The 26,692-nt window shown below is 55.2% G+C and carries 24 protein-coding genes and 1 pseudogene; 9 read left to right on the forward strand and 16 right to left on the reverse strand.

Annotated features, from left to right (window positions below; all coding sequences use genetic code 11):
• Positions 1-118: 118 nt before the first annotated feature.
• Positions 119-550 carry a plasmid maintenance toxin (PemK-like) gene (locus E8M78_RS18430; protein ID WP_137136446.1) on the reverse strand — a complete coding sequence of 144 codons (432 nt, stop codon included), beginning with the start codon at positions 548-550 and terminating at the stop codon, positions 119-121.
• Positions 537-815, reverse strand: a complete 279-nt coding sequence (locus E8M78_RS18435) for a type II toxin-antitoxin system Phd/YefM family antitoxin (protein ID WP_137136447.1) — start codon at positions 813-815, stop codon at positions 537-539. The genes E8M78_RS18430 and E8M78_RS18435 overlap by 14 nt, the downstream gene beginning before the upstream one ends.
• Positions 816-892: 77 nt before the next feature.
• Here E8M78_RS18435 and E8M78_RS18440 point away from each other — a divergent pair, with 77 nt between their 5' ends.
• Complete coding sequence (locus tag E8M78_RS18440) at positions 893-2,053, forward strand: site-specific integrase (RefSeq protein WP_246658386.1); 1,161 nt, start codon at positions 893-895, stop codon at positions 2,051-2,053.
• A gap of 118 nt (positions 2,054-2,171) precedes the next feature.
• On the opposite strand, the gene repC is transcribed toward E8M78_RS18440, so the two are convergent.
• The 12 genes from repC to E8M78_RS18500 form a co-directional block, all read right to left on the reverse strand.
• Positions 2,172-3,410 carry a plasmid replication protein RepC gene (gene repC / locus E8M78_RS18445; RefSeq protein ID WP_137136448.1) on the reverse strand — a complete coding sequence of 413 codons (1,239 nt, stop codon included), beginning with the start codon at positions 3,408-3,410 and terminating at the stop codon, positions 2,172-2,174.
• A 190-nt stretch (positions 3,411-3,600) separates the two neighbouring features.
• Positions 3,601-4,614 carry a plasmid partitioning protein RepB gene (repB, locus tag E8M78_RS18450; protein ID WP_137136449.1) on the reverse strand — a complete coding sequence of 338 codons (1,014 nt, stop codon included), beginning with the start codon at positions 4,612-4,614 and terminating at the stop codon, positions 3,601-3,603.
• Positions 4,611-5,825: a plasmid partitioning protein RepA gene (gene repA / locus E8M78_RS18455; RefSeq protein WP_137136450.1), complete on the reverse strand. Its 1,215-nt coding sequence runs from the start codon at positions 5,823-5,825 to the stop codon at positions 4,611-4,613. The genes repB and repA overlap by 4 nt, the downstream gene beginning before the upstream one ends.
• A gap of 317 nt (positions 5,826-6,142) precedes the next feature.
• The gene (locus E8M78_RS18460; RefSeq protein WP_137136451.1) at positions 6,143-7,234 is read right to left on the reverse strand and encodes a hypothetical protein; all 1,092 of its coding nucleotides are present in this window, start codon (positions 7,232-7,234) and stop codon (positions 6,143-6,145) included.
• Complete coding sequence (asnB, locus tag E8M78_RS18465) at positions 7,234-9,210, reverse strand: asparagine synthase (glutamine-hydrolyzing) (protein WP_137136452.1); 1,977 nt, start codon at positions 9,208-9,210, stop codon at positions 7,234-7,236. Before asnB ends, E8M78_RS18460 begins: the two co-directional genes overlap by 1 nt.
• The gene (nuoF, locus tag E8M78_RS18470) at positions 9,176-10,546 is read right to left on the reverse strand and encodes an NADH-quinone oxidoreductase subunit NuoF (protein ID WP_137136453.1); all 1,371 of its coding nucleotides are present in this window, start codon (positions 10,544-10,546) and stop codon (positions 9,176-9,178) included. Before nuoF ends, asnB begins: the two co-directional genes overlap by 35 nt.
• Before the next feature lie 12 nt (positions 10,547-10,558).
• Positions 10,559-11,554 (reverse strand): ArgP/LysG family DNA-binding transcriptional regulator, encoded by a 996-nt coding sequence (locus E8M78_RS18475; protein WP_137136454.1) that lies wholly within the window; start codon positions 11,552-11,554, stop codon positions 10,559-10,561.
• Between the two features lie 382 nt (positions 11,555-11,936).
• On the reverse strand, positions 11,937-13,607 hold the full coding sequence (locus E8M78_RS18480; RefSeq protein ID WP_137136455.1) for an IS66 family transposase: 1,671 nt from the start codon (positions 13,605-13,607) through the stop codon (positions 11,937-11,939).
• 62 nt (positions 13,608-13,669) lie between these two features.
• Complete coding sequence (gene tnpB / locus E8M78_RS18485) at positions 13,670-14,023, reverse strand: IS66 family insertion sequence element accessory protein TnpB (protein WP_137136456.1); 354 nt, start codon at positions 14,021-14,023, stop codon at positions 13,670-13,672.
• Positions 14,020-14,478, reverse strand: coding sequence for a transposase (locus E8M78_RS18490; protein ID WP_137136457.1), 459 nt, complete (start codon positions 14,476-14,478; stop codon positions 14,020-14,022). The genes tnpB (E8M78_RS18485) and E8M78_RS18490 overlap by 4 nt, the downstream gene beginning before the upstream one ends.
• Positions 14,479-14,583: 105 nt before the next feature.
• Positions 14,584-15,186, reverse strand: a complete 603-nt coding sequence (locus E8M78_RS18495; protein WP_137136458.1) for a pyridoxamine 5'-phosphate oxidase family protein — start codon at positions 15,184-15,186, stop codon at positions 14,584-14,586.
• Positions 15,183-17,492, reverse strand: coding sequence for an ATP-binding cassette domain-containing protein (locus E8M78_RS18500; RefSeq protein ID WP_137136459.1), 2,310 nt, complete (start codon positions 17,490-17,492; stop codon positions 15,183-15,185). Before E8M78_RS18500 ends, E8M78_RS18495 begins: the two co-directional genes overlap by 4 nt.
• Positions 17,493-17,965: 473 nt before the next feature.
• Here E8M78_RS18500 and E8M78_RS18505 point away from each other — a divergent pair, with 473 nt between their 5' ends.
• The 6 genes from E8M78_RS18505 to E8M78_RS18530 all read left to right on the forward strand — a co-directional run bounded on the left by E8M78_RS18505 (position 17,966) and on the right by E8M78_RS18530 (position 24,365).
• Positions 17,966-18,754, forward strand: a complete 789-nt coding sequence (locus tag E8M78_RS18505) for a CDGSH iron-sulfur domain-containing protein (protein ID WP_137136460.1) — start codon at positions 17,966-17,968, stop codon at positions 18,752-18,754.
• A 38-nt stretch (positions 18,755-18,792) separates the two neighbouring features.
• Positions 18,793-19,710, forward strand: a complete 918-nt coding sequence (locus E8M78_RS18510) for a glycosyltransferase (protein WP_170973469.1) — start codon at positions 18,793-18,795, stop codon at positions 19,708-19,710.
• The gene (locus E8M78_RS18515) at positions 19,694-20,473 is read left to right on the forward strand and encodes an inositol oxygenase family protein (protein WP_137136462.1); all 780 of its coding nucleotides are present in this window, start codon (positions 19,694-19,696) and stop codon (positions 20,471-20,473) included. Before E8M78_RS18510 ends, E8M78_RS18515 begins: the two co-directional genes overlap by 17 nt.
• 48 nt (positions 20,474-20,521) lie before the next feature.
• Positions 20,522-22,363, forward strand: coding sequence for an NAD(P)/FAD-dependent oxidoreductase (locus E8M78_RS18520; protein WP_246658387.1), 1,842 nt, complete (start codon positions 20,522-20,524; stop codon positions 22,361-22,363).
• Positions 22,360-23,634, forward strand: coding sequence for a hypothetical protein (locus tag E8M78_RS18525; RefSeq protein WP_137136464.1), 1,275 nt, complete (start codon positions 22,360-22,362; stop codon positions 23,632-23,634). Before E8M78_RS18520 ends, E8M78_RS18525 begins: the two co-directional genes overlap by 4 nt.
• Before the next feature lie 110 nt (positions 23,635-23,744).
• Positions 23,745-24,365 (forward strand): exonuclease, encoded by a 621-nt coding sequence (locus tag E8M78_RS18530; RefSeq protein WP_137136465.1) that lies wholly within the window; start codon positions 23,745-23,747, stop codon positions 24,363-24,365.
• Between the two features lie 542 nt (positions 24,366-24,907).
• Here E8M78_RS18530 and E8M78_RS18535 read toward each other — a convergent pair.
• A pseudogene (locus E8M78_RS18535) lies at positions 24,908-25,627 on the reverse strand (Fic family protein); the annotation flags it as partial.
• A 78-nt stretch (positions 25,628-25,705) separates the two neighbouring features.
• Between E8M78_RS18535 and E8M78_RS18540 the strand changes: the two are divergent.
• Together E8M78_RS18540 and tnpB (E8M78_RS18545) are read left to right on the forward strand one after the other, a co-directional pair.
• Positions 25,706-26,092 (forward strand): transposase, encoded by a 387-nt coding sequence (locus E8M78_RS18540; RefSeq protein ID WP_137136467.1) that lies wholly within the window; start codon positions 25,706-25,708, stop codon positions 26,090-26,092.
• Positions 26,089-26,433 (forward strand): IS66 family insertion sequence element accessory protein TnpB, encoded by a 345-nt coding sequence (gene tnpB / locus E8M78_RS18545; RefSeq protein ID WP_137136468.1) that lies wholly within the window; start codon positions 26,089-26,091, stop codon positions 26,431-26,433. The genes E8M78_RS18540 and tnpB (E8M78_RS18545) overlap by 4 nt, the downstream gene beginning before the upstream one ends.
• A 37-nt stretch (positions 26,434-26,470) precedes the next feature.
• Here tnpB (E8M78_RS18545) and E8M78_RS23570 read toward each other — a convergent pair.
• Positions 26,471-26,692, reverse strand: a 222-nt coding sequence (locus E8M78_RS23570; protein ID WP_205910257.1) for a hypothetical protein, incomplete at its 5' end; no start/stop codon positions are given.

A 26,692-nucleotide genomic window follows, 5' to 3' on the forward strand; every position in this document is an offset into this window, starting at 1 on the left:
CTCCTTATCGGGGGTCATTGATTTGGCGGCTCTGAAGTCCTAAAGTCGTGGCAAATCACGGCGAAGAGCACTGCTGGACGCGCAGAATTCGAGGGCGAACAAAAGGATGAAGAACAGCTCAGTCGCTGCGAATGGTCGCCTTATGCCGCTGGCTTCTCGCGAGCTCAACGAACCGGCGCTTCACCTCTTCAAAGAGTGCCGGAGGTAGCGGCCCGTGATACCCGCTCTCGTTATCGACAGGCCGCACGTCGGGCCCCGGCCAGACGAAGCGGTTGCTTTCGGTCAGCACGATCCACGACCGCTCGTCATCGAGGCCCAGGCGGCGTTTGGTGGCCGGCGGGATTTCGATTGCGTCGCTGGGATCGGACGGTGGCGAGTGCGTGATTGGCAGGACACGCACTGCAGGTGTCCCGTCCTGAAGCGTCGCAACAATCGCCAGCACGAGAGCCGGGCGATCCTTGTCCCCCTCCTCTCGTCCGTCCAGATGCTGCCAATGCCAGAGATAGGAGTAACGAAAAACCCAGCCGACCTTCGGTTCAGTCGGCAGCATTCTTGTCCATCAACAGTTCGGCATTGAGATGATCAAAACCAGGCTCCATCGTCGAAGCCTCGATCGCGGCAAGCTCGTCGTCACTGATCGCAGCCGTCAGATCGACCCGACGGTCCCGCTTGGCGAGACGAAGATAATCCTCATAGGCCATGAGCACCGTGCGCGGCCGGCCGTTCTTGGTGATGATGACCGGCTCTCGCACGGCTGCATCCTGGTAGGCACCGAAATTCTTCGAAACCGCAGCTGCTGTCACAATCGACGTCATGGCAGATCTCCTTTGTTCCGGAATATACGGGCTTTCCGGAACTTTTGCAAACCTGCGGATTGCCCGCGGAGCACACCATGATGCGAAAGCCACCGGTATCACTGTCGACGAACGAGTCGGTGTCGCGGCGCCTGGAAGAATTGGACACGATCGCCGCCGTTCTTCCAGTGGAACGCCGCGACGAACTCGCGGAGCTTCTGACCGATCAGGATATCGAGACGCTCCGTCATCTCGTCAATGAGGGCATGGGCGCCAATACACTGCGCGCGCTCACCTCTGATCTCGCGTATATGCAGGCCTGGTCGCTGGCGGCCACGGGCCGATCCCTGCCCTGGCCGGCACCCGAAGCGCTGCTGTTGAAGTTTGTCGCCCATCACCTCTGGGATCCTGAGAAACGCCTGACAGATCCGGGCCACGGCATGCCGCTAGAGGTCGATGACAAGCTTCGCCTCCAGGGGTTTCTCCGATCATTCGGCCCCCATGCCCCCGATACCGTGCGCCGACGGCTGACAACCTGGTCGACGCTCACGAAATGGCGTGGGCTGCAGGGTTCATTCACCTCCCCTGCCCTGAAAGCAGCCATCCGGCTGGCGGTGCGTGCGACGCCACGCCCGAAGCGGCGCAAGAGCGCCAAGGCCGTGACAGGCGATGTCCTGTCAAAGCTGATTGGCACCTGCCGGACCGGCAGCCTGCGCGATGTCAGGGACAAGGCGATCCTGATGGTTGCCTTTGCCTCCGGTGGGAGGCGCCGCAGCGAAGTGGCGGGGCTGCGTAAGGAGCAGTTGGTCATGGAAGCACCGATCCCGGTTGAAGGATCAGCTCCCCTGCCCTCGCTGTCCATTCAACTCGGCCGCACCAAGACCAGCGGCGCCGACAACGAAGAGGTTGTCTACCTCACCGGCCGGCCCGTCGATGCGCTGAATGCCTGGCTCGAGGCCGGCAGGATCGAAAGCGGCAGTGTGTTCCGGGCGATCGATCGCTGGGGAAATGTCTCAAAGCGAGCGCTGGATCCTAAAGCGATCAACGACATCGTCAAGCAGCGCGCCTTCATGGCAGCGCTGGACCCGGCGGAGTTTTCCGCCCATGGCCTGCGCTCCGGCTACCTGACCGAGGCAGCCAATCGCGGCATTCCGCTTCCAGAAGCCATGGAGCAATCCCGGCATCGATCGGTTCAGCAAGCATCCGAATACTACAATAGCGCAACGAGACGGAGTGGCAGAGCAGCCAGGCTGCTCTAGTTCGGTGATGCTCTCTCATGGGAGGGCGCGCCAGCTATAAACCGTGGAACGAGTGCTGTATGAAATGCGGCGCCACTGCCGTACGATCATGCCTCTACCTTGTACGTCGTACAACCCATCACCCCGTTTTCCGATCGCCGTTCGCATTGGCACGCATCAGTGACATTAGCATCGGTCCCAGCCCGAACTCCCCTGCCCGCGCTCGGCGCGTGAGATCGCGGAGATATCCGCCTGCCGAGTTGATATGCCCTGCCCTCTCCAAGATTGCAGCCATGGCAACCGCGGCGTTCTCAGGACCCATCACCTCGCAAGCTTCCTGGTAAGCCGACGGGCTGACGCCAAGCATCGATCGAACCACCACCGCGGCCCCCATCAGCTCGCGCCAATGGGAGATCGTCCCGCCGGGCCCGTAGTCCAAAATCTGCGGGCAGGCTTTCAGGACCATCGACAGCGGGAACGCCTTAATCTGTTCCGGTTTTGCCAACGGCTGAGCAACCTCTTTGGGTCCTACTTCCAGCTCGACGGCTCCGCCTTGCTCTCTTCCAGAGCTAGGTTCAAGTTCATGGATGGATTCGGGTTTTGAATTCTGTATGTGACAGCCATTTTGAATAGCATTGCCGTCCATATTTTGAGAATCTAACTGATTTTCCAGAAGGTTAAGGATTTCGGTCCGCAAGAGCTGCATCTCGTCGAGGATTGCCTCCACCTGGTGACGGTCAGGATTGCGCGGAAGTCGGCTGACAATGCCGATATACATGTCTTCAATGGCTTCCCAGTCGCCGTCAGCCCCCTCCTCCATGGCGGCGGAAATTAGCTTTCTTACATCACGCCGGCAGATAGTCAGCGCCTCTTTGGCTCGTCTGAACTGCAGGCGTTCGGCAGCGACTTCCTGTGCCAGGCCTGCAAGTTCCGCAGCGCGAGCCAAAAGTGGAGAAAGATCGAATCCAAAGGCCTGCTCGATATCGCCACCCTTGTCCCGGTGAGCGTAGCGCTTGCCGTTCGGACTATCCTTGCGCTGGATGAGCCCGGCTTCGACCAAGGCAGCCAAATGCCGCCGCAATGTCGTTCCGGTAATGCCGTGCGCTCTGACAGAAAGCTGGGCGTTCGAAGGGAAAACCACCAATCCGCTATCGCAGTTGAGCTCGCTTTCCGGATAAAACGTCAGCAGTGCGTCCAGCACAGTCAGCGCCCTGTCCTGGAGGCCGAGGCGTTCACGGGCCTCACAGGCGTCGCGAAACACCTTCCATTTTTCGACCGCGCGGTTTGGTTTCGTCTCGGACGTCTGAAGCTGCCTCTTTACAAGAGCAAGCACAACCGGCCGCCGCCCAAAGGGCGTCGTTACATTTCCACTTTGCATATTCCTTCACCCTTCTTCAGGCAAAAGAAATCCGCTCACCAAAACGATGCCAAAGACTCTTGACTGGGATTCATGGAAATGCGATTCTCTATCTTGCTAGGAATTGAGAGGGGCTTCCATGACGGAAACGTTTGGGGGCCTTTTTCTTTTGTCGCGGTCTCTCCTCTTGACCAATTAACGAGTGTCTCGATCACACCTCTTGGTGAGTTGGATCGGAACGATTATTGTATTCGCGTAGAAGATCAGGCATTCGGTCCGCCAGCCAGCGCGCGAAAGCGCGTTCCTGCTTCGGGATTGAGACCGTGGTTCCAGCCGAATTACTCTTCATGCGGCCAAAAACTCGGTCACCCACGGCGAAGTCAACAATCTCTTCAGCTGGGTCCGTAGTCACTTTGTCGGCCGCAGAACTGGCAGCCCGTATCGCTTGGGCAATACGGCTGGAGCTGTCAGCGCCTCGAAACTCGACAGTATCGATTATTTTGCGAACACGTGCTGCGCTGCTCGGATCTTTCAGCAACTCGGCAAATGCGGTCCATTTCGGTCGACCAACTCCTTTTGCTCTACCGATCGCAAGAATGATGTCTTCAGGAACCGCCTCCGTCACTCGAAAGAGATGCGATATTGTCGCTTCTGAAGCTCCCAAGATTGGGCACATGGCGCGATGGGAAAGGCCAGCGCTTTTGAGCTGTACTGCCCACATTGCCTGCTCGATCCAGGTCAGGTTTTCCCGAACACCATTCTCAAGCGATTGCTCTTCAATCAATTGCCGATCGGAAAGCTCTCGAACATACGCTCGAATCTTTATGGTCTCCGGGCGATCCGCTTCTGCCATTATGGCCTTGATCGCCGCCCATCGACGGTAACCATAGGCAAGCTGGTAATGATCCGGTTTCGTCGGATGCGGCCGAACGAGAACCGGAATTTTTTGGCCTTCGCTTGCGATAGAAACCTTAAGCGCTTCGAGCTCTTTGGCAGCATCTTCGTCGTTGCCAAAGCGATCTCTATAGGGGGAGCGGTCGATACGGTCAGGATCGAGTGAAATGATGCTATCTTCTGTGAGTTGTGTTAGGGCCCGCCCCACGTTGGAAATAACAGGCGAAGAGTGCCGCCGCGTCAGCGACGGCTTTTCGGAGGTGTCTGTTGCAATCGTGTTTTCTGGCCGGCTTTCGGCGGCCGCCATTCGCTGTAGGATACTCTTCTTCACTTGCTACGCCCCCAAACATTGTGAACGAGGTCGAGAATTTCGGAGTTAACTCGGTCTGCGCTTTCGATCGCGCGCTTCAATGCTTCACGACCGACCTCGCCCGCCTCGAGCTCGTACAAGGTCTTCTTAGCCACTGCCGCTCCGGCAATTGCTGTTGATTCAAGCGCTTCTGAAACGAGAACATCGTTGCCAAATAAACGACGCATGACACCAGACATGTATTTCTGCGGGCCGTCATTCGGGTTCACGCGCGTCAGAAGGAAACGGAAAAAGTCGTGCTCAAATTTTGCGCCAAACTGCCCTAGAACTTCCGATAAATCGGAGATCATGATCAGGAACTGATTACAAGATGCAACGTCTAGCATCGCCGGATGAACGGTAATGACTAAGGATGTGGCTGCGTAAAGAGCTGCGAGAGTCGAGTATCCCAATGAAGGTGGTGTGTCGATGATTACTATGTCGTAGCGATCGTCGACGCGGGCGAGGGCGCTGCTTAGTCGTTCGAAAAACAAACCGAGCTCGTCTCTGGTGCTCGACGTTAGATAAGACGGGGTATCGAACTCAAAATCCATGAGCTCTAGGTTGCCTGGGACTAGATCCACGCCTGGAAAATAGGTTGGCCGGATTACTTCCGCGAGCGACCGCCTTTCATTGTCATATCTAATGGCTGCATAGGCTGTCTGATTCTCGCCGAGATCGAACTCGGGCTGGATACCAAATAGCGCAGTCATCGAGGCTTGCGGATCGAGATCCAGACAAAGGACGCGATAGCCCTGAAGTCCTAGAAAATGAGCGAGATGGATAGAAGTGGTTGTCTTAGAGCTTCCACCTTTGAAATTCGCAGTAGCAATTACCTGGAGCTTTTCCCCTTCGCGGCGATGCGGAAGAAGATCGCCAGCTTCGTCCGGTCGAAGCTCGGCCAAGAATGCCCTCAGCTCCTTGACCTGCTCTATCGTGTAGGTTCGCCTGTTGTTTTCTGCGCGCTCTGGCAATGGCCCCTTTCCTTCCAGCGTCAGCTGACGAAGAGTGCTTTCCGGGACATTGAGCAGCCTCACCAAGTCAAGGGTTGAGAATGTCCGTCCGAAAGTCTTTTGCGCAGAGGGTGGATAGACAGCCTCACGCATATCATTCAACTCTGCGGAAAGTTTCGAGGTGTAAGCCTCGATCTTCGACGCGGTATCTCTGACGCTCTGCGAAGCAGGATGCAACATTAAATCCTCTTGACGGTTGTACTCACTTTACGGGATCAATTCCGTCAGTGATGCAAGATGAACTCCGATTCTGCAAGGCGTTTTTCGTTAATGAGAAGTTAACGATGTGCGTGGTCTGACTTTACAGTTGTAAAGTTCAGTTTCCCGGCACCGCCCGGAGACATAACGTTTTCACGATCTTAACCCGATTAAAGAGTGAGCGCTTCGCTTCGCAATTGACCGCCCCTTCGGGTAATCACTAAGGAAATCAAGCAGCGAGTTGATCTGACTAACTACGAGTCTAGGCATAGTAGCAAACAAATGTTCGGCACAGAGCGTTAGCGTTTACTCAAGCACCAGTCTTCAAAGGACTTGTCCATCTCTGATGCGAAGCATTCGGAGAAGCGATTTCTGCGTACATGTACATTGGAAAGCCGCGGGTACATGCCTGCATCACGATAGTCAGCAGCCATTTGACGATGAACCTCAAGAAACGTTTGTATGAGGGGCATCAGGAGCTGAGCACCAAATAGGGCTTCGAAGCGCGGTGCAGGCATTGTAGCCAATCCGTTGAAGAGCCCCAGTTTTCTTCCACGAGCATGCGGATCACACAAATATATCGGCAACCTTAGTTCGTTTTCAAGAAGACCATGGCGCTCCGAATAGGGAAGTTCTGCAGTTCGCCGTGCCAGGTCACTCTGAAAATTCGGTGCTCCGTCAAGCCACCCCCGCCAGTGAAGTACACAGGTCTTATCTGGGACAGGCTGGATTACGGCCCGATAATTCTCGAGAGTCCCTATTGTGACCGAAATTTGTATATCATGAGCCGGCGCCATTAGCTTGTAGTTGATAAAATGCGCAGTTTCTGGGTCTTCAAGCACAAGACTCGGAAATCTTTGGAACCGCCGGAAATCGTCGACGCAATCTACGGCCATCCCATCGCCGAGCAAATACTCGACCGGGACTTCAGAATTGCGCGCGATGAGCAATAAATCTAAGTCGGATCGTTTTCCGCCAATGCTTTGAACAGAATGGAATCTCCCGTAACTCATGGAGCCGATCACAAAGCCCGCCAGAAAGTGGCGCTCCAGCCATTCCGTGTAGCCGCCATGCAAAAAGCGCAATATATGCGTCGTTGTTTTGAAAGCATCAGTCAATTCGGGATAAGGGAAGTCTTGAAGGAATTGGGTCGTTTCTTCAAGTTCGCAAAGTGCAGACTGAGGTGTTGTGAGTCTGTGCTGACCCCAATGCGTATCAGCGATCCAAGACAACATTTCACGCGTCCTGTTCGGTGGCTCGTCAACCGTTTGTAAATATTCTGCGATCTTGGCGGCGAGCTCGGTTCGTTCCGTGCCTAGTGTCCGGAAACTATCTCGAAGGGGTGGTTCTGCATGTCTTAACGATAGAATGCGATTGCCAGCCGTACTCATCACTGACCGTCTCCAAAGATCTTCGCAGTTTCGGCATCTACTAAGCACTCTTGGCTCTGAGCGCGTCCCACGCAGCCGCGCCATCGCCAATGCCATTGCACATACATAAGCACTGGCCAGAGTTGCCAATGGTGATTAACCTTACCTGAACGGTGCTCCGACCATAAGCGCTCAACAAGCCGGTGTTGCAAATACGGGATGCTCCTCAAAAAAACGGGAGAGAGAAGATCGTCGGCCCACGTGCGCAAACACGTACGCAACCAACTGTCGACAGGAAAGCCGAAGCCCATCTTGCCTGGATCCAACAGTTTCTCCGGTACATAGCGTAGCGCGAGCGCCCGTTGAAGGGGCCGAAGCGCACTGCCAAGTTGGCGGTGCTCTTGGCTTAAACCAAAGGCGAACTCGACGACAGGCTCTGCCAGGAAGGGAATGCGAACCTCGAGAGCGGTGCTCATACTGGCCCGGTCGACCTTCGTGAGGACGCCGTCTCCCATGTATCGCCGTAGATCATAAGCCTGCATGCTATCAAGTAGCGAAGCGTCGGACGGCGCGGGCCAATCGTCATGGTCCGATGACGGAGAACCGAACGGGCAGAAGACGGACGGTGCCCCAGAACGCATAACCCTGTGGTAGAACGCCGGAAATTTGTGCGTGGGAGTGCCAAGTGGCAGCACCTTCGCTAGCTCGCAAAGGATCGCTTCCGGAAGTAGCATCCGGAGGGGCGACGAAATGGTCCCTCTTTGAAGTTCACTTAGGCGCGCACGTCGCTCGCTCTCCGGTAGGCTTGCTAGTGACCGCCATACCTGCGCGGCCCATGCGTATCTACTGTAGCCGCCGAAAAGCTCGTCTCCACCATCTCCTGAAAGGCAAACGGTAACATGCTCCCGTGCGAAGCGGCAGAGGGCAAGCGTCGGCAGTTGTGAGAAATCCGCAAACGGCTCGTCATAGACATCCGGCAACATCTCAACGAGCGCGAGCGCGTCATTGGGTGAAATGTGAACCGTGTGGTGCTTTGTGCCAAGATGCGCCGCAATCGCTTGAGCACGGTGAGCCTCGTTCCAGTGCTCTTCCGTAAAGCCAACCGAGAAAGTGCTAATTTTTCCCGAAGTTTGGCGGGCAGCGATCGCGGTAATGATAGACGAATCTACACCGCCGGATAGGAAAGTACCAACTGGCACATCAGCGTTTATATATTGCTGGATGGTGTCTGTGACAATCGCCGCTGCATGATCGATAAGATCCTCACGCGCCCTGCCAGCGTGCCTATCCTGGCTGCCAGCGCGAGCAGTCGCTCCGTCCCAGTATCGTTCTAGTGAAGGTGAAGAATCGTCGCACAGATTGAGAATAGTACCTGGCTCAAGATGATGCACGTTCGCGAAGGCGGTTCGAGGACTGGCTACATATCCATAATCTAGGAGATGGCGGATCGAGACAGGATCGAGTTCGCACCAGCAGAGCGGGTTTTCAATCAATGCTTTCAGTTCCGAAGCGAAAACGAATGTACCGTTCCGCCAAAACCAATAGCAGGGTTTAATCCCGAAACGATCGCGGCAAACGCTTAGTTTCCGAAGCTCTTCATCCCAAACCGCGAAAGCGAACATGCCTTCGATAACTTCAACCGCTTGGCGAAGACCAAGAGCGGCGATTGTTTCCACCAGGACCTCTGTGTCGGACGTAGTCCGAAATGAATGTCCGCGCTCAGAAAGATTAGCCGCCAACTTCTTGTGGTTGTATATCTCACCGTTGAATACAACTACGTAGCGCCCGCAAATACTATGCATGGGCTGATTGGAACGTGGAGAAGGATCCACGACCGCCAGCCGCCTGTGACCAAGACCTACAAGATTGCTGCGGTCAATCCATACTCCAGCGCCATCTGGCCCACGGTGCCTTAAACGGTCGGTCATAGATGTCACGCACGCCAATAGGTCGCGCGAAGGGTTAGGGATTCGAAGTCCTGCAATGGCGCACATCATCTATCTCCGTGCGGTTCAAGCGACTAACCGTGCATGCTGGTGTCAAACCGCCCATGGCATAGCTTGCGCGGTGAGCACGATATCGATGAATCTTCTCCTCGATTTCATGACGGAAGTGACGAACAAGGCCCTGAATCGGCCAAGCAGCAAAATCGCCTAATCCACAAATCGTATGGCCTTCAACACGGCTCGCAACGTCAAGCAGCATGTCAATCTCAGAGATGTCAGCTTCGCCAGCAGCCATGCGCTTCATCACCCTCCATAACCAGCCCGTTCCCTCGCGACAGGGGGTGCACTGACCACAGCTTTCATGCGCATAGAATTTCGACAGACGCGCCACGACCGCGACCAGATCCGTACTTTTATCCAGCACGATGACAGACCCTGACCCCAGAGCGGTCTGGTATTTTTTCATACTGTCATAGTCCATGAGCGCTTCAGCTGCGATGCTGGCAGGGATCATCGGTGTCGAACCTCCACCAGGCATGACTGCTTTAAGGTTCTGCCAACCGCCGCGAACCCCGCCTGCCCCTTCTGTTAAGAGAGACCTTAGAGGAATACCCATAACTTCCTCCACGTTTCTCGGCCTGTTCACGTGACCAGAAATGGAGAAAATTTTGGTACCCGCGTTATTTGGCGTTCCCAGCCCAGCAAACCAAATGGCACCGCGGCGCAAAATTGTACCGACAACGGCAATGCTTTCCACATTGTTCACGATTGTCGGACAGCCGTAAAGTCCACACGCTGCCGGATAAGGCGGCCGCAGCCGCGGCATGCCTTTACGCCCTTCTAGGCTCTCTAGCAGTGCCGTTTCTTCCCCGCAAACGTAAGCACCAGCACCATGATGGGTTCTTATGTCGAAATCCCAGCCGTGGCGATTATTTTGACCTATAAGCTTTGCCGCGTATGCCTCTGCTATCGCGTGATCAAGGATTTCCCGCTCGCGGACATACTCACCGCGAACATATATATAACAAGTCCTAGCGCCGATCGCGTAGCTGGCAAGAAATGCTCCCTCGATCAGGAGATGGGGTTCATAGCGCAGGATATCGCGATCCTTGCAAGCACCCGGTTCACTTTCATCAGCGTTTACAACGAGGTAATGTGGGAGATCACCTTCTTTCTTCGGCATGAAATCCCACTTGAGGCCCGTCGGCGTCCCAGCCCCACCTCGCCCGCGCAATCCTGACGCTTTTATAGTGTCGATCACCCACTGCGGGCCCTGCAGGAAGGCCTGTTCCGTACCACTCCATATGCTACGCTGTTGCGCCGATTCCAGAAATGGTGACAGCCTTCCGTCAAGGTTACGAAAGATACGATCTTTATCTTCTAGCATTGCCCGCTGACCCTATTCCGTAAGGTGCGCTACAGGCGCATCCTGCTTCATGAGAGGCATGTTGCGGGCGGCTCTAAGACCACAAATTGTGTTGTCGATCTCGACGCGCTGGTCGAGATGGTTCATGGCGGCCTTCCGGACATTGCGAGTAAAGCCCTCGAGGGCGTTCGCAATGAGAAGGCTGTAGTGCCAATATAAGTTCTTCTTCAATGTCTTTCCCTTCACCAGTTCCAGTAGTTCCCCGGACTCGATCAGGTGGTCGACCATGGAGCTGGGATGCACTCCCCAAGCGATACCCCGTAGACTTGCTGCAACACAGCCGTAGGATGATGGGATTGTGTGGTGACATTGTTGCTGCGCCGCATGCCCAAAAACTTGCTGCGCCCATTGCTGCTGGAGATCGTCTTGAGACGAATGACGCAACGCCGGTGCGGCAGCCAGCGTCTCAGGCGTGACCCCCGCGGAAAAATAGCGATCTATGAATCTGCGGCTGGCCGTGGCACGAAATTCATGAGCGCCAAGATAACGGCTCCGGAAACCTTGGATTGGCACTTCGGTAAATGAGAGCGCTGCAAGCGCGCTGCCACACCGCAGGTTGGCCTCGGCCTCACCTGGGCCCACGATGACTAGTTCAAATAGATTCTGATTGCTCGTTTCTGCGTCTTGCGCCAATGCCTCGATGAACCAGCTGCACAAGCTGGCATCGTTCACGAGAACCTTGATCTTAGTGTAAGGGCTTGTGCTAGCTCCGCCCGCCCAATCATCGGCTGACAGGATCTCCGACTCCAACAATTGAACTACTTCCGCATGGCGGCACAACATAGCGCCGACCACAGTCGGAGTGAGCGGAAAATTACGATTTACGACTATTGCGCCTATTCGCTCCTCGAGCCGCTTGATGCGTTGCGAGACAGCTGACGAGGTCAAGCCGAGCGATCGGGCAGCACCATCGAAGCTTCTTTCACGCGTGACAGCTACCAAAGCCTCCAAGTGATCATAGTCGAGCATGTTAGCGAATCCTTAACTTGGCGCAAATAATCGCGTTGGACACACAAATTCCTTCGGCGCAGAACTGACGACCAAAACCGATCATAAGTTGCGCTCATCGAATTCTTCAACACAATTATCGCTTCCAAATTTGTATAAATCTTACTCCAATTAAGTGATTTTCAGGAGATACTAACATGAACGTTTATATAATAGTATCCTTATGGGTCGTTTTTATTTTTTATTATCTACTTGTCTTCTAACTTTTATTTATTCCCGTGAAGTTATACTAGTGGTTTTTTCAATGTATGCGCCGTCCACGCCCCATTGATTTTGCATTTCAACGATTGGGTCATGCCGCCTGCGGGGCAGATGTGAGCTCACCGGATAGTATCTGACGAGCTCATTGTGAGGCTTTGATGCGGGCGGCGTAGGCCCATGGCATCAGGGCATCGATGCCCTTGGCGAGGTGGCCGTTTGCGAGACGGGTGAAGAGGTCGCACAGATAGGCATAGGGCTCGACGCCATTCATTTTGCACGTGCCGATCAGGCTGGCAAACCGGGCCCAATTGCGGCCCCCTTCATCATGTCCGGCAAAGAGCGCGTTGCGGCGGTTCATGGCCGGGCGACGGATGGCGTTTTCCACCAGGTTGGAGTCGATATCGACATGGCCATCATCCAGGAACAGCCGGAAGCCCTCCTGTCGCGTCAGCATATAGGCGAGTGCCTTTCCGAGGTCTGACTTGCGTGACACACGCAAAGCCTGGGCCGCGAGCCAGGTAAAGAAAGCGTCCACCAGCGGAAGGGAAAGGTCCTGTCGAACTGCCCGGCGATGTTCGGGATCGGAACCGCGGATACTGTCTTCGATCTTGTAGAGCGCGGCGATCCGCACCAGCGCCTCGTCGACAATGGGTGATCCGCTCTTCGGTGCGGCCTTGATCAGCTTTCTGCGTCCATGCGACCAACAGAAAGCCAGCTTCAGCGGAGCGCCGCCGACACGATCCGTTGTGGCGAGATGAGAGTAACCGCCATAGGCGTCCACCTGGATTGTGCCGTTGAACCCATCGAGGATCTCTGCGGCATATTCGCCTTTACGCCCGGGCCGGTAATGGAACACCACGCCTGACGGAGCAGAGCCATTCCAGCCGCGATCATCGCGCAGCACAGCCCAGAGATAACCGGTCTTGGTCTTGCCTCGTCCCGGATCCAAGACCGGAGCTGTTGTCTCATCGACATAGAGCCTGGTGCTGTCCCACAGAAGCCGCTTGGCCATGTGATCGACCACCGGTGCGATTTCGTTGCCCGTGCGCCCCATCCAATCGGAAAGGACCGTGCGGTCGATCGGCACCCCGTGTCGCGCCATGACCTCGGCCTGCCGGTTGAGCGGCATATGTTCGGAATGCTTGGAGACGGCAATCTCCGCCAGAAGGGCTTCCGTCGGCCAGCTTGCCTCCAAAAGATGTGCCGGCGCCCTGGCCTGGACGACGCCCGTGCGACCCTTGGGGCAGGCGTATTTCGGGCGGATCGTGACGATCACCTCATAGCGTGCCGGGATGCGGTCGAGCCGTTCCGTCCGGTCTTCGCCGATCCGCACCATGTTACCGCAACCGCAGGGGCAAGCGATGCTCTCGGGCTCGATCACGTGCTCGACCCGCGGCAGGTGTTCAGGCAGTGCACGGGCCTTGCGCTCCTTGCGAGGAGCGACTTTTTCCGGATCGCCAACCTCTCCAGGATCGGATGCACCCAAGTCGATCCTTTCCTCGACGGCGGCGATCCGCGCCTGTGTTTCGGCAATTGCCGTTTCAAGGTCTTCCAGCGCCAGTTCCATCTGCGCCGGATCGAGCTTTTCCGATTTCGGCCCGAACTTCGTGCGTCGATAGTCGTGAACCTGCCCCTCAAGCTTCTCGACCAGGTCCTTCAACTCAGCGATGAAGGCGTCCTTTTCGGCGACGACCGCCTGCTCATGCTGACGGGCGGCACGCTCGACCGACAGTTCGAACTGCATCGCGGCAAACGCCTTCACCACCTCTGGCGGAAGGTCCGGAAACTGGCTGAGATCAAGCGGCGATGACATGCGCCCTTATAGCAAGGCAGCACAAAAAAGCCAAATAAAACAATGCAAAGCCGGCCGGATATTCACCCTGCCGCCGACGGCGCGGTGACCCGCCGTACCATCACCCGCCGCCAGTCAAGACCTTCGAACAAAGCCTCATATTGACCCCTGGAAACACGCATCGTCCCATCCTGAACCTTGGGCCAGGCAAAGCTTCCCTGTTCAAGAATTTTGTAGATGAGCACCATTCCGCTGCCATCCCACACCAGGATTTTGAGGCGATCACCGCGCTTCGACCGGAAGATCACCGTCACCCCGGAATGCGGGTCAAGCTTCAACTCGGTCTGCACCATCAGAGCCAGCGCCTGATGCCCACAGCGGAAGTCCACCGGCCGCGTTGCAATCAGGATCGGCAATCGTTGGCCAGCGACGATCATGACGCTCCCCGCACAGCGCGAACCAGAGCAGCGACCCGGTCAACCGGCACATCGCAAGGAACACGCATCACAACGTCTGAGCCAATCTCCAACGTCAACACCGATGATCCCGCCTGCGGCACTTCGCACGCCAGCTTTGGCAACGACAACGGACCGGCAGGCTCAAGGCTCTCCGCAGCGATTGCCAGAGGCACGAATGCCGGCTCGCCACCATCGTGCGACGACGGCGTCGTTGGCGCCGCAAGCGGCAGGGCCAGAATACCGTCGCGCACCTGACGTCGCCAATCGGAAAGCTGGCTTGCTACAACACCGTGACGACGCGCGACATCCACGACACGCGCGCCACGCTCAAGGCTTTCCGCGACAATGCGAGCCTTCACGTCATCCGGCCACCGCCGGTTACCCCGCCGCGGCTCAAAGACATCATAGCGACCAACAAATCCATCATCCGCCATGCAAATCTCCAGATAAAACTGGAAACCTTCTCGCATACGCAGCAAGTCTCAAAATACACCCAATTCAATGGGCAACAGACGGCCCTTACTTTTCAATAGCTTCTATCAGCCACCACCAGGTAGGTGAGGCCGCAAATGCGGAAGTGCCCTCCAAGACGCCCCATGGTGACCGACTTTTGGGTCTCCGGCAGACGTCTCGACAGTGGGAACGTTCTCCATTGTCGGCATGTAGCTCGAGCAGTTGGGAAAGACGTCACATGTAATTCGCACTACAGCCTTGCTGCCGGGGAAGGCGCTGGTAGCCGCCACATCGAGGTCCACGTGGGCATGACCCCGAAGTCTAAGCTTAGTCTTCGGTTCCGAGAAGCGCACGAAAAGCAGGCCGCAAGCTGGACTTTCTCGCAAGTTGCCGAGCGTGCGATACATTGAGTTGCCGTCATATTCAGGGTAAACGATCGTGTTTTCGCCAACGAGCCTAACAAAGCCGGGAGCGCCTGATTTCATACTGCAATCAACGTAATTGTCATGGGAAGTTGCAATAAAAAAGAACGCCGCTTCCGCAATCAGCGCCCTGTCAGAATTGATAAACGCCTTGCGAAGATGATGGTGCTCCAATGCGCTTGCCAGCCGGCGCCCGTCGAAGCGATCCTGCAACTCGCGCATGCCGTCGTGATAAAAATGATCGGTGGTACGCTGCTGATCCGTCATGATGCATTTTCGTGCTGCAGAAGCCCGTTTGTGCGCAAGAGATTGCGATAAACTTGGCAATTTTGCTGCAAATTGGTATGGGCCGCACAGGCGACGATCCTTCCTCCAGAAATAACCGCAACACGGTCGGCAAGCTGGGTGACGGCCGCGCTGTGAGAAACAAGTAAGATGGCGAGATGCGGAAACGCCTGGCGAATGCCAGTAAGGACTTGTGCCTCGGTATCCTTGTCCAAGCCGCTTGTCGCCTCATCGAGCACGAGTAAGTCAGGCTCTTCATAGAGCGCACGGGCTATGAGAAGGCGCTGCTTCTCACCGCCCGATACCTGGTGGCCGGAAGGGCCGAGGAGGGTGCCTGCGTTCATCGGAAGACGAGCGATCACTTGTTCCAGGCATGCAAGAGAGATAACACGGCCCAGACGTTCCATATCGATGTCGGTTTCTGGCACTCCAAAGGCAATGTTTTCGCGTGCAGTTAGCGTGAACAGCATACTGTCCTGCATGACGGCGGCAATCCGCGGAGTTAAATGTCCATGTTCAGTTGCGGCCCATATGACATCTCCACCCGTAGGCGGATAGAGTCCCGCGGCAATCTTTGCCACCGTCGATTTTCCAGAGCCAGAAGCGCCAAACAGGGCGACGGTACCGCCGACTGGGATCGACAGGTCGAGGCCATCGATGACCTGGAAACGTCGATTGACTGGGTGGCTGAAACTTAAGCCACGAAGATGAAGGCCCGGTTCGAGTGGTTGACCTGACCATCCGGCGACGGACCGTTGCGCTGCCTCATGCTGGACGCTGTCGGTCGTGTCTACATCGATTGTATCATGGATGTCTTGCATCTGACGGATGTAGAATAAAAGGTCATCAATGCTTCGAACGAATTCAGCAAACTGCTGGCTGGGAACGGAAACGAGGCCCAAGAGGATGACGACAAAAAGCATGTCGGAATACTGTGCGGCACCAATACGAACTTCGCCCAGCATTACAACGATCGAGGCGGCAGAACAGATACCCAGGGTCAGCGTTGCAAAATTTCGCTGAATCTCGCGGAGAGAAATCATCCTTTCGTCGATGGCGTGAGCATCTCGGATCTGCGCAATCCATTTTTGGTGGAACGCGCCCTCCTTCCCCGACACCTTGATGTCCTGCATCCCGCGCAGAATATCAGCTTCCATTGTCCGAGTGACCGACTGGACGTTATAACCTTGAAACCGCAAGAGTCGTGCCCGGGGCAAGCCAATGAGCGACGCGACGACGATAGCGGCAAGGGCGAGCATGTATGTAAGCGCGATGCGAACGTCGATCGATGTGAGCAAGGCTGCCACCGCCAGGAGCGTCATAATGTCGAAGATTACATAGAAGGATGAGCTCTTCATCTGGGTGCGAATGTACTCATAGGCATTTAGCTTCATGAGATAGTCGCCGTATTTGCGCTGCGCGTAACGCAGATATGAGAAGGCGAAAATACACTTAAAGAACTCGTTTAGCATTTCCTGGGAACTGGCTGCCGATATTTTCAGCAGCCAATACGACCGAAACTGTTCGAAGATAAAACGCGTTCCTGCCAGCAGAACGATCAGCGCCAGCAGACCAGCAGGCGTCATATCACCCGAATCCGTCGTAACGGACCGGAGGATCAACATAAGGATCAAGGGTATCGACACTGTAGCGGTGACGATGATCGCATAGGCAAGCCCCAGCAAGGCTATAGTACGTCGATGCCCCGCAAGATAGCTGATGAATGCTCTTGGCTTCTTTTCCGTCGTGCCGGGGAGGGAGGTATCTAGTGTATCTTCGGAGGGAAAGCAGGCTAGGACAATTCCGCAGCCTTTCTCCGGGATCGTCCAGTAATCATCGATATCTTTACGGCTAATTCGGATCTTGCCGGACGAAGCCGGATCAGACACGAGGAAACGCTTCCCACGCTTGCCCCACAACACAATGTAGTGCGATTGCCGCCAAAGCAGGATGACGGGAAAGTTAAGGCAATCCAGTGCATTAGCTTGCACCCATTGCGGTTTGACGACAATACCGAGCCGCTGCCCTCCCTCCACCATATCGGCGATGCTGACACCAATGCGGGAAGTCGGAATAACCCGGGACGCTGCGCGCGCGCTGATCGGACGGCCGAATGAAGCAGAGATCATACGCAGGCACGTCGGTCCGCAGCCCATCTGATCCATCTGGGTCAGATGATACAGGTTAAAGCGCCTACACAAAAAATCGACGGCAAGCCGATGTGGCCAACGCATCCGCTTAGGATTGACCATTATTGCGGCATCCACAGCCGGGTATGATTTGGTCATGACCTTTTCCAGTTACTCGTACATACTCGCGCACTATGAACGTTGTTCGTTACTTACGTGAGCAAATTCCCTTAATTCAAAGTAAGTAAGTTTAATTTTAATGTGAAAATGAAGAAATTAACTTAATCAAGTTAAGGGATTTTTGATTGTAAATATTCCTATTTTTGTTTTTCTATTTCGTGACGTCAATCTGGCGTCTCATTTAAACGCAGAGGAGAAAGAAATGAATACCGAAATCACTTCTATGACTTACGAAGAAATTCGTCTGTTCTTTGGTGGCAGCGAATCCGGTGGTGCCGGCGCACACTGCGTCTAACACACCAGGGCTACCACAGGCTTGCGGGATGAAGCCTTCGACAGGTTGAATCTCCTTGGTCGGGTAACCGACGCACGGGGCCATCGGCCCCGTGCCCAACGCATGTGGACTCAAACAAAGTTCCCTTCTTCCTGCTGCTGGGACGGAGCACCCACCAATGACCGATTTCGACTGCAAATTCTCCCGCCGAACAATTCTAGCTGGCGGCCTCAGCGCCAGCGTAGGGATGGGCGCGGCCACGATTGATACACCAGCGAATGGATCTGAGAGAGCGGAAAGCAACGGTGAAGCCCCAGTTTCATTCGAATACGCGAAAAGCAAAGGAGACAGCGAGGCTTCTGAAAACATCGAAATGGCTTTCGACGTACGCTTCTGCATCCACGCCCGCCACTGTGTAACCAGGCTGACGAAGGTCTTCCGAGAGGGCCAATACCCGTGGATGGATCCAACTGGAGAAGATGCCGATCTCATAGCCGCAGTAGTCGAAATGTGCCCATCCGGCGCACTTCAATATAAACGGCTCGACGGCCAAAGGCAGGAGGAGCCGCCTAACAATGTCGTCGTCATACGAGAGAATGGGCCCTACGAGTTTCGAGGCACCTTAGAGATCGATGGCCGCCCGGTAGGTTATCGTCGAACACTTTGCCGTTGCGGCAAGTCAGAGAACAAGCCTTTCTGCGACAACTCACATATGGACGAGTTCGTGGCGAAGGGTGTGCGTGAGCCCGTCACCGATGATGACGAGGCAGCGCGCCTCAATTGGCAAGAGACGCCACGCGGGCCACTAACGGTGAAGAGCACCAACGAGGGCCCCCTAATGGTGTCTGGGAACCTTCAAGTTGTCTGCGGCACCAACGCAGCGATCGCATACGCCAATGAAGTCTCCCTCTGTAGCTGCGGGAAATCCCTAAACAAGCCTTTTTGTGACGGAAGTCACCTGGGATGACAACACAACATTCACACATGGTCGGGATGGAGAGGAAAATGCAAATCGGCTTGAGCATGGTTGTCAAAAATGAACAGCAAAGACTCGATACCTGCCTGTCAGGTATTCACGATCTTTTCGACGAAATCGTCGTCGTTGATACGGGATCGACGGACGCAACCGTAGACATCTTACGCAAGACATATGGGGCGCAAGTCATTTCGGTTGAGCCGCCGAAAGACGATCCGTACGTTATTACAGATGCTCGAAACGTTTCGCTCAAAAACAACCAAGCGGACTGGATTCTGGTCCTCGACGCTGATGAGTGCATAAGCCGCGAGGACGTGCAGACAATCCGCAATGCCGTTTCAGATGGTCCTGACGCCTATTTTGTCACTTGGCGAAACACTCGAGGGTCATCAGTATTCGACGACTACAAGCTAGCACTATTCAAGAACGGTCTGGGCCTCTCATTTGAAGGCTTGGTCCACTCCAATCCACAACGCTCTGCCCGCCGCGCCGGCATCGAAGCCGTATCATTGCCTGGCGTTGCAATCCGTCATTGCCTCAGCCATCCAAACGCGGGACGAACCGCCCGACAAGCGCGTCTCGAACGCTATGTCGCCGCATATCCCAACTGGTGGCGGTATCAGTGGTTTCTCGGCTATACGCATTATTGCAACGGCGATTTCGAAAGCGCCGTACCCCTTCTGAGAGACACCTGCAATTCTCTCTGCCCCGATTTCCCGGTTGAGTGCCTCAACGCGCATTTTGTGCTTGCTGATATCAATGCCCGCAAAGGCATAAAGGACAAATGTTCACGCATCATGCGCCAAGCCGTGAGCTTCTATGACGCTTTCCGTGATGATTTCGAGGTTCGCGTCAACCAGAGCATGCTTCCATGGATGGAGAAAGCCATCGACGCAATAGACAGAGACAACTTGCAGGAGGTTCGCTCTTATGAATTCGCGTATTGAAACCGTGTCTACCACAAGTGAAGGCCTGACAAAAAATGTATTCGGCTCATCAGACCCTCTATTTCGCAAGGAACCTGGCGAATACATGACCGCGGATGAGCAAGCCGTATGGCGTATCGCATACGAGGATCGCGCCAAAACACTCTATCAGGGCCATTTTAGACAGAGCCCAGAAATTGCATCGGAACTACGCCGAAAATATGAAAGGCCGATCTTCGGTCGCGTAAAAATCATCGATGTGTTGCGCCGGCTGGGTGAGTGCGTGGACCCCACGGACACCGAGCTTTATCTAGTAAATCAATTAATTCACACACTTCAGGTCGCTTGCGGCATGGAGGAAGACGGTATTGAAGACGAGACAATGATCCTGGCCGCACTCGTCCACGACCTAGGGAAAGTGACTGAACTTGCTGGCGAGAAACCCGAATATGTGAACGGGCCCAATGAGCCGATAGGTCTTAATGTTCCTGGGTGTGGGCTCGACAACGTCTTGACTACGTGGAACCATGATGAGTTTGCCTGGCAAAGGGTCCGTGAATATGTACCGGACCACGTTGCTTGGTTGGTGCGATATCATTCACTGCGCTTCGGGATGTGTCATCAGTTCATGGATGAGAGAGACTGGAGTTATCACGACAAATATCTTGGTGTTTTCCGAAAATATGACCTAGGAACAAAATCCATATTTCAACTACCTAAAAAGCGACTTGATGACTTCATGCCCATTCTTGATAAATATTTTCCAGAACCTATCGAGATATGATTCATGGCTGTCCTATACTCGCCAGGTCAGGATCAAACGCAGTCGCAGTTGCAAGTCGGCGAGAACCAACATGAAGTTCGGCCCGGGTGCTGCGATGGGCTAGCGGAGACGCCCGCGAAGGAAGAAGTCCTCGCGCGTTATGCGGAAGAGCGCGAAAAGCGCCTCGCCGCAGACAGACACTATGTCTCAACGCCAATTAAGGGTGAACGTGCCACCTCACGCAGATCCGCCGTGCGCTCGAGTGTGACGGTCGCCATCATCGGTGGCGGTTTTGCAGGGCTCATTGCCGGGGCAAGGCTGCGCGAAGTGGGAATTGGCTCGATTCGGATTATCGAAAGAGGCAACGACGTGGGTGGCACGTGGCACTGGAACCGGTATCCCGGCGCACAGAGCGACACAGCGGCAATGGTATACCTGCCACTTCTGGAAGAAACCGGACACATTCCGTCTGAGAAATATGTGCATGGCCCTGAAATCCGAAGCCATTGTAAGACAATCGCACGGCACTATAACCTTTATGATGACGCACTGTTCGGCACCAGCGTTAAACGGATGCGCTGGGAAGAGGCCAGCGCTTGCTGGTCTCTAGAGACGGATCGAGGAGATCGGTTCAACGCACAGTTTGTTGTCTTCGCTGTGGGACAGTTTCACGAGCCGCGTTTGCCGGCTATCCCCGGCCTAGAACGCTTCAAGGGCCATCTCTTCCACACCTCCCAATGGGACTACGAGTATACTGGCGGCACACCGGACGGTAGCTCGCCAATGGCACTCCTCGCGACGCAGCGGGTCGGGCTCATCGGGACTGGCGCGACGGCAGTGCAATGCGTCCCGCACCTGGCACGCGCAGCGCAGCAGCTGTTAGTGTTTCAGCGCACACCGTCGGCGGTGGATGAGCGTAACAACCTGCCCATTAGCGCCGAATGGTTTACGTCCATAGCGACGCCGGGTTGGCAGCAGCGGTGGCTTGATAATTTTGTCGAGGCCCGCAATCCGATTTCCGAGGTCGATGATCTTGTCAGGGACGGATGGACTCAAATTGCTCAGCGGGTCAGGGACAGGCTTAAGGCACTACCGGGCGGCATCGCGAACGCAAAGCATGTGGCAACGCTTCAATCCGAATGCGATCTGGAGAATATGAGCCGTATTCGCGACCGCATCGCCCGCATCGTCAAGTGCGCAAAGACGGCCGAGCAGTTATTGCCGTGGTACTTCCAGTTCTGCAAGCGACCTTGCTTTCATGATGACTATCTTGAGGCCTTCAATTTACCCAGCACATTTCTCGTCGATACAGGCGGCAAAGGCGTGGAGGCCGTTACCGAAAGCGGCGTGGTCGCCAATGGCCAAGAATACCAACTTGACGCTCTCATCTTCGCGACTGGGTTCTCGGCGGACAACACCGAAAGATTAAGCCGCGATATCATTGTGGAAGGCCGTGATGGCCATACCCTTGGAAAAGCTTGGACCGGAGGCATGAAGACCTACCATGGTATCCACGTGAGTGGATTTCCAAATGCGTTTCACGTGCAGCCGGCGCAGGGCGCGAACTTTCTGTCCAACATTACCCACAATCTCCTGGATGGGGCCGCGGCAATTAGCGCCATCGTGGAACACATGGTCGGTGAGCAGATGGATATTGTCGAGGTCAGTGAAGAGGCTCAGACAAGATGGATATCCCTCTTGAAATCAGGGCAGCGCAGTTTGGCATCAGATGCCTGTACTCCCGGGAATTTCAACAATGACGGCAAACTGGACGATCCGGGGTTCCGCTTGAGCGTAGGCTACCCTGACGGGCCGGGAGCCTATTTCCGCTATAGCCGAAACTGGCGAAGCAATGGTCGCTTTGAAGGCCTAGAGTTTCGTCGGGCCGGATCATCTAGGAAGAGGAAATGAGCATGCGTCCTGTATTTGCGAATCTTTCAATGATGGGAGCCGGACCAGAAACGGCGCGCGAGGACTTCGCTGTGGTACAGGGAACCCGGCTTCTCTATGCCGACTTAGATGCAGTCAAGATGGATTTCGCTCAAACGGGACAGTCCTTGCCGGATGACAGCGATCTTCGTTGCTGGCTCGCTGAAGCGGGGTCCGTTTTATCACTCGCCAACGCGCGAGAGTCGCTTGTGAACGAAATACCTGCGTGGGATGGCACCTTGCGAACCGGCTTGCGGCCGCCCCGTTATGGACGCGCGGGAATTTTCGATGCGCCGCTCAGCCGCTCGGGCGGCGGACTTGCTATTGATGTTAAGGGCTGCGGCATAGCACTAGGTGGCATCCCCTTGCGGGAGCGAAGAGGATCAGGGACACTGCTCCTGCATGAAGCCATTCAGGAACTCATCAACGGGCGACTGCTCACTCGCGTCTTTTTAGAAGCAGGCGAAGACGTGGAATGCCTGCCAATTTATGGTCTAGTTGATTTAGGTATAAAAGGCTGGTGTTCCTATTTTGCACGCGAAATGCCGTGCGTCACTCTTGTGCGTCGCGCCCATCTGCGCCCCACCGACAACAACGAAATTCCGCCGTCAGGAAGCGATGAGGAAATTGCCAAACACCGCATCGAGCTTATCCTTCGACGCTCCGGGCTTTCCTCCGCCCCCATGTCCTGCAGCGTTAAATTTGACGGCGAAGGCGACAGCCTACGGATTATCAAGAACGGCGTCGAAATAGTTGGCGTCCCTCCCGCATTCATCGCTCGTTTTCTAGACGAGATCGGGATTGAGACCCCAGCCACCGTGCGGCTCAACAATGTTCAACTGACGCAGGCGAGTCGTGCCGAGCCGCTAAGCGCAACACTTGTCGATTTTGGTCACTATACCGCAGAGCCGGCCTACCACGGGCATCATCTGGTCACATTAGTCAGTGATAGGCCCTTTAATTGGGGGTCTTTTGTTCGTGAAGAAGATCCCGACTGGATGCAGCCCGACGAATCTATGAGCGTCAACCAATCGCTGGTTGGTCCAGTATGGTATCCGCGAGAATTAGCGCTCGCTATCGGTTACGATCTGGCCCTTCGGCGAGAACGTCCTGGTGTGGAGTACGCAGCCGTCTGTCTGGCAATTGAGCTAGACGAAGGGCGCTTGTCCGTGAATGAACTAGCCAGTGCTATTGATGATTTCGTCGATCACGCCGTATCAAGACACCGCTTCAAAGACAAACAAACTGCCTGACTTCAGGCGCAACTCACTTTAATTCTGCATTTCCGCGCCGACTTCAAACCTAGATTGCGCTTTTTCACTATATGCCCTATAGCGTGTATTTTGTGTGAGAGGGCCTATCTGTGGAAAGAAATACGGCTATTATTTTTGATTGTGAGTATCTGGTGAGCGATGGTGCACAAACCCGACATTGGTGCGGCCCATATGATCCCGATCCCGTCGTTGTGCAGATCGGCGCGGTCAAGCTCGAGCTGCAGAATGGTTTCAACATTTGTGACGAATTCGAAGCCATTATCACTCCAGTTGATCGTCACGGTCGCCAATTCGACATCGAGCAAACTTTCATAGATCTGACCGGGATAACACGGGAAAGAATCGCTAAACAGGGAAGGGCATTGCCATCTGTGCTCAATGATCTTGGCGAATTTTGCGCAGAGGCTGGGTTGTGGTCGTGGGGCAAGGACGAATTCAATCTCATGGCTATCTCCTGCTACATTGCAGGGATCGAGCCGCCTATCCCGGCTCGCCGCTTCGATAACGCCTGCAAGCTGCTGTTAAAGGCGGGAATGCCTTATGACGATATTAAGAAGACCCGAAGCGGCCGCCTCCCTCATTACTTCAATTTGCCCGACGCAGGACCAGCTCGTCACGACGGACTGGAAGATGCGCGCGCTATCACACGCGTATTACAGCATCTCTTGCTGGAAGAACGATTGAAAGCAGGGGACTTCGAGCAACATTAAGGAAAATTATCATTTTGTTAACTAGGCGACCGTACGTGTTATTTGCTCCATGCCAGAATATCCTAGAGAAATATTTGAAACTCAATCCGGATAACTCGTATTACGTAACTAGTTTGGAATCGGATTTCCGACAGACCCAAGGCTACAAGCCCGGAGCCATATCAAAACAGCGATCGGGTTCGCCACGATTATCTGGAACCGCTGACGGCCCCCTGAGCTGATACAACATCAGGAATCTGTTCATGGACGAAACGAACGCCGCTATTTTGAACTTGGCCAAGTCCGGTGTGTTACAGCGTTTCAATCAAAGAAGTTGATCGTCGCACCGGGCACAGCCCTGTCTGGTCAGGCGGGTGCCACGTGGTCAACGATCCGAAGTGGCCAAGCTTGTAAGACGCCAGTTTTACGGGCGAGGAAAAATCGACCTGCTTCAAGCCAGCGTCAGCTGCTCCGGAAAGGCAACTGACCACCAAAATTGTGTCAGAGGGAAATTTGCACACCGTAACACTTATATGACCTCATTGCAGCCACAAGGCAGCTGATCAGCGCTCTCGGTCGTTCTGGTCGCGATGTCGCTGATGATCAGCAAGGTGCTGCGCTTCGACAGCCTTGAGTTCGGCGTTGCAATGCTGCGACTGAGACCCTTGAGCGGTCTGCTCGCCTGGATGCTGCGATTGGGCATCCTGGACCTGTTCCGGCCGCCACAGAGTCTTGAAATCAGATCGAGCGGTGAACTTAACTTCCTCGTCGTCAGGAGGCATCCACTCGGGGAGATCAGCACGATCTACGGCCACAATCCCCACTTCGGTCACGAGGCTCGCTACTCGATTGTCATGGCCGAGAACCTGCCCTTCGATCACTTCGCCCGGGCGGGCCGGGCGGATATTGTGCTCGAAGGGTTTCTCGCCAGCCTGCTCAAGATCGGACATGGCACTGCGGATCGCCTCGCGGCGGTTGGGATCCATCGTATCCTGGATGAGGTGCTTCATCGCCGGACTGGACGGATGGTTGGTGGTCTCAATGGATGCCTCGATCATGCGAGGTTTGGTGATGACGGTCAGATCGATGTCATGCCCATGGGTCCGGCCCAATGAGACCACCAGAGCTTCGTTTGCCCTTCCATTGCCTTCGCGAAAGGCATGAACATAGTTCAACTCAGATAGGACGTGGGCGGCCTTCTCGGCAAATTGCTCAGGTGTAGCGGCTATAAGGCCCTGAACGTCTCTAGCAGGCCTCAGCGCCACGTTGAGGCCCATTTCGATGGTAAGCGGTTAGGCGTCCCCACGTAGCGTGGCGGCATGATCTGGCTCATTTTCCTCCTGAATCATGTGGGGAGTCCTATGAGCGACAGTGTGAATCAGGCCCGCGCCTTCGAGGTGTTAACAGCGACGCCGGTGCGGTCGCGACGTGCGCCTCGAGATTGGTCGGATGACGACAAGGCTCGGCTGGTTTCGGAGACGCTTTTGCCGGGCGCCAATACGTCAGCCATTGCACGCGCGGCCGGGCTTGAACCTTCCCAGCTTTACGGCTGGCGGCGCAAGACGTTGGCTTCAGGATCGATTGCGCCTCTTGAGAAGGCCCCGAGCGAAGAGGTGAGGTTTGCGCGCGTCGAGCCTGTTTCGGGTTCAGCCATCGAAATCGTCGTCGGCGACGTCGTGGTGCGCGTGACAGGGGACATCGACCCGGATCATTTGGCGAAGATCCTGCAGGCGGTGCGCAAGGCATGATCGCATCCGGCGTCGTGGTTTATGTTTCCTGCCAGCCTGTCGATTTCCGCAAGGGAGCGACGTCGTTGATGGCTTTGGTCAGGGATGGTGGTCTTGATCCGTTCAGTGGCGCTCTCCATGTGTTCCGCTCGAAGCGGAGCGACCGTATCCGGATCGTGTGGTGGGATGGCAGTGGGGTCTGCCTTTATTCGAAGGTCATCGAGGGGAACGGCTTTTGCTGGCCGGTCGCAACGGCTGCACGTATCCGCCTTGATCATGCGCAACTCATGGCGCTTCTGGCTGGGTTGGATTGGAAGAAGATCCGTCAAACAGCCATCAGGAGACCTGTTTCGACAGGCTGAATGATTGCCGAGATAATGATATATGTGGCTGTAAACGCTAGGAAAAGCTGGCGGTTTGTGGTCTACTTTCTGCCATGACGTTCTCTGCTTCGAACCTTCCTGACGACGTGGATGCGCTCAAGGCGATGATCGTCAGCATGAGCGCAGAAGGTGCGGCTGCGCGGGCTGAGATCGCCCGACTTGAGGCACTCTGTTGGTTTCCGCGCGGAACTGAGCCGGTTTTTCCACCGAGAAGTGAGCCACCTCTGAGTATGGTTTT

The organism is Rhizobium sp. FKY42 (assembly GCF_005222835.1).
Taxonomy (GTDB): domain Bacteria; phylum Pseudomonadota; class Alphaproteobacteria; order Rhizobiales; family Rhizobiaceae; genus Neorhizobium.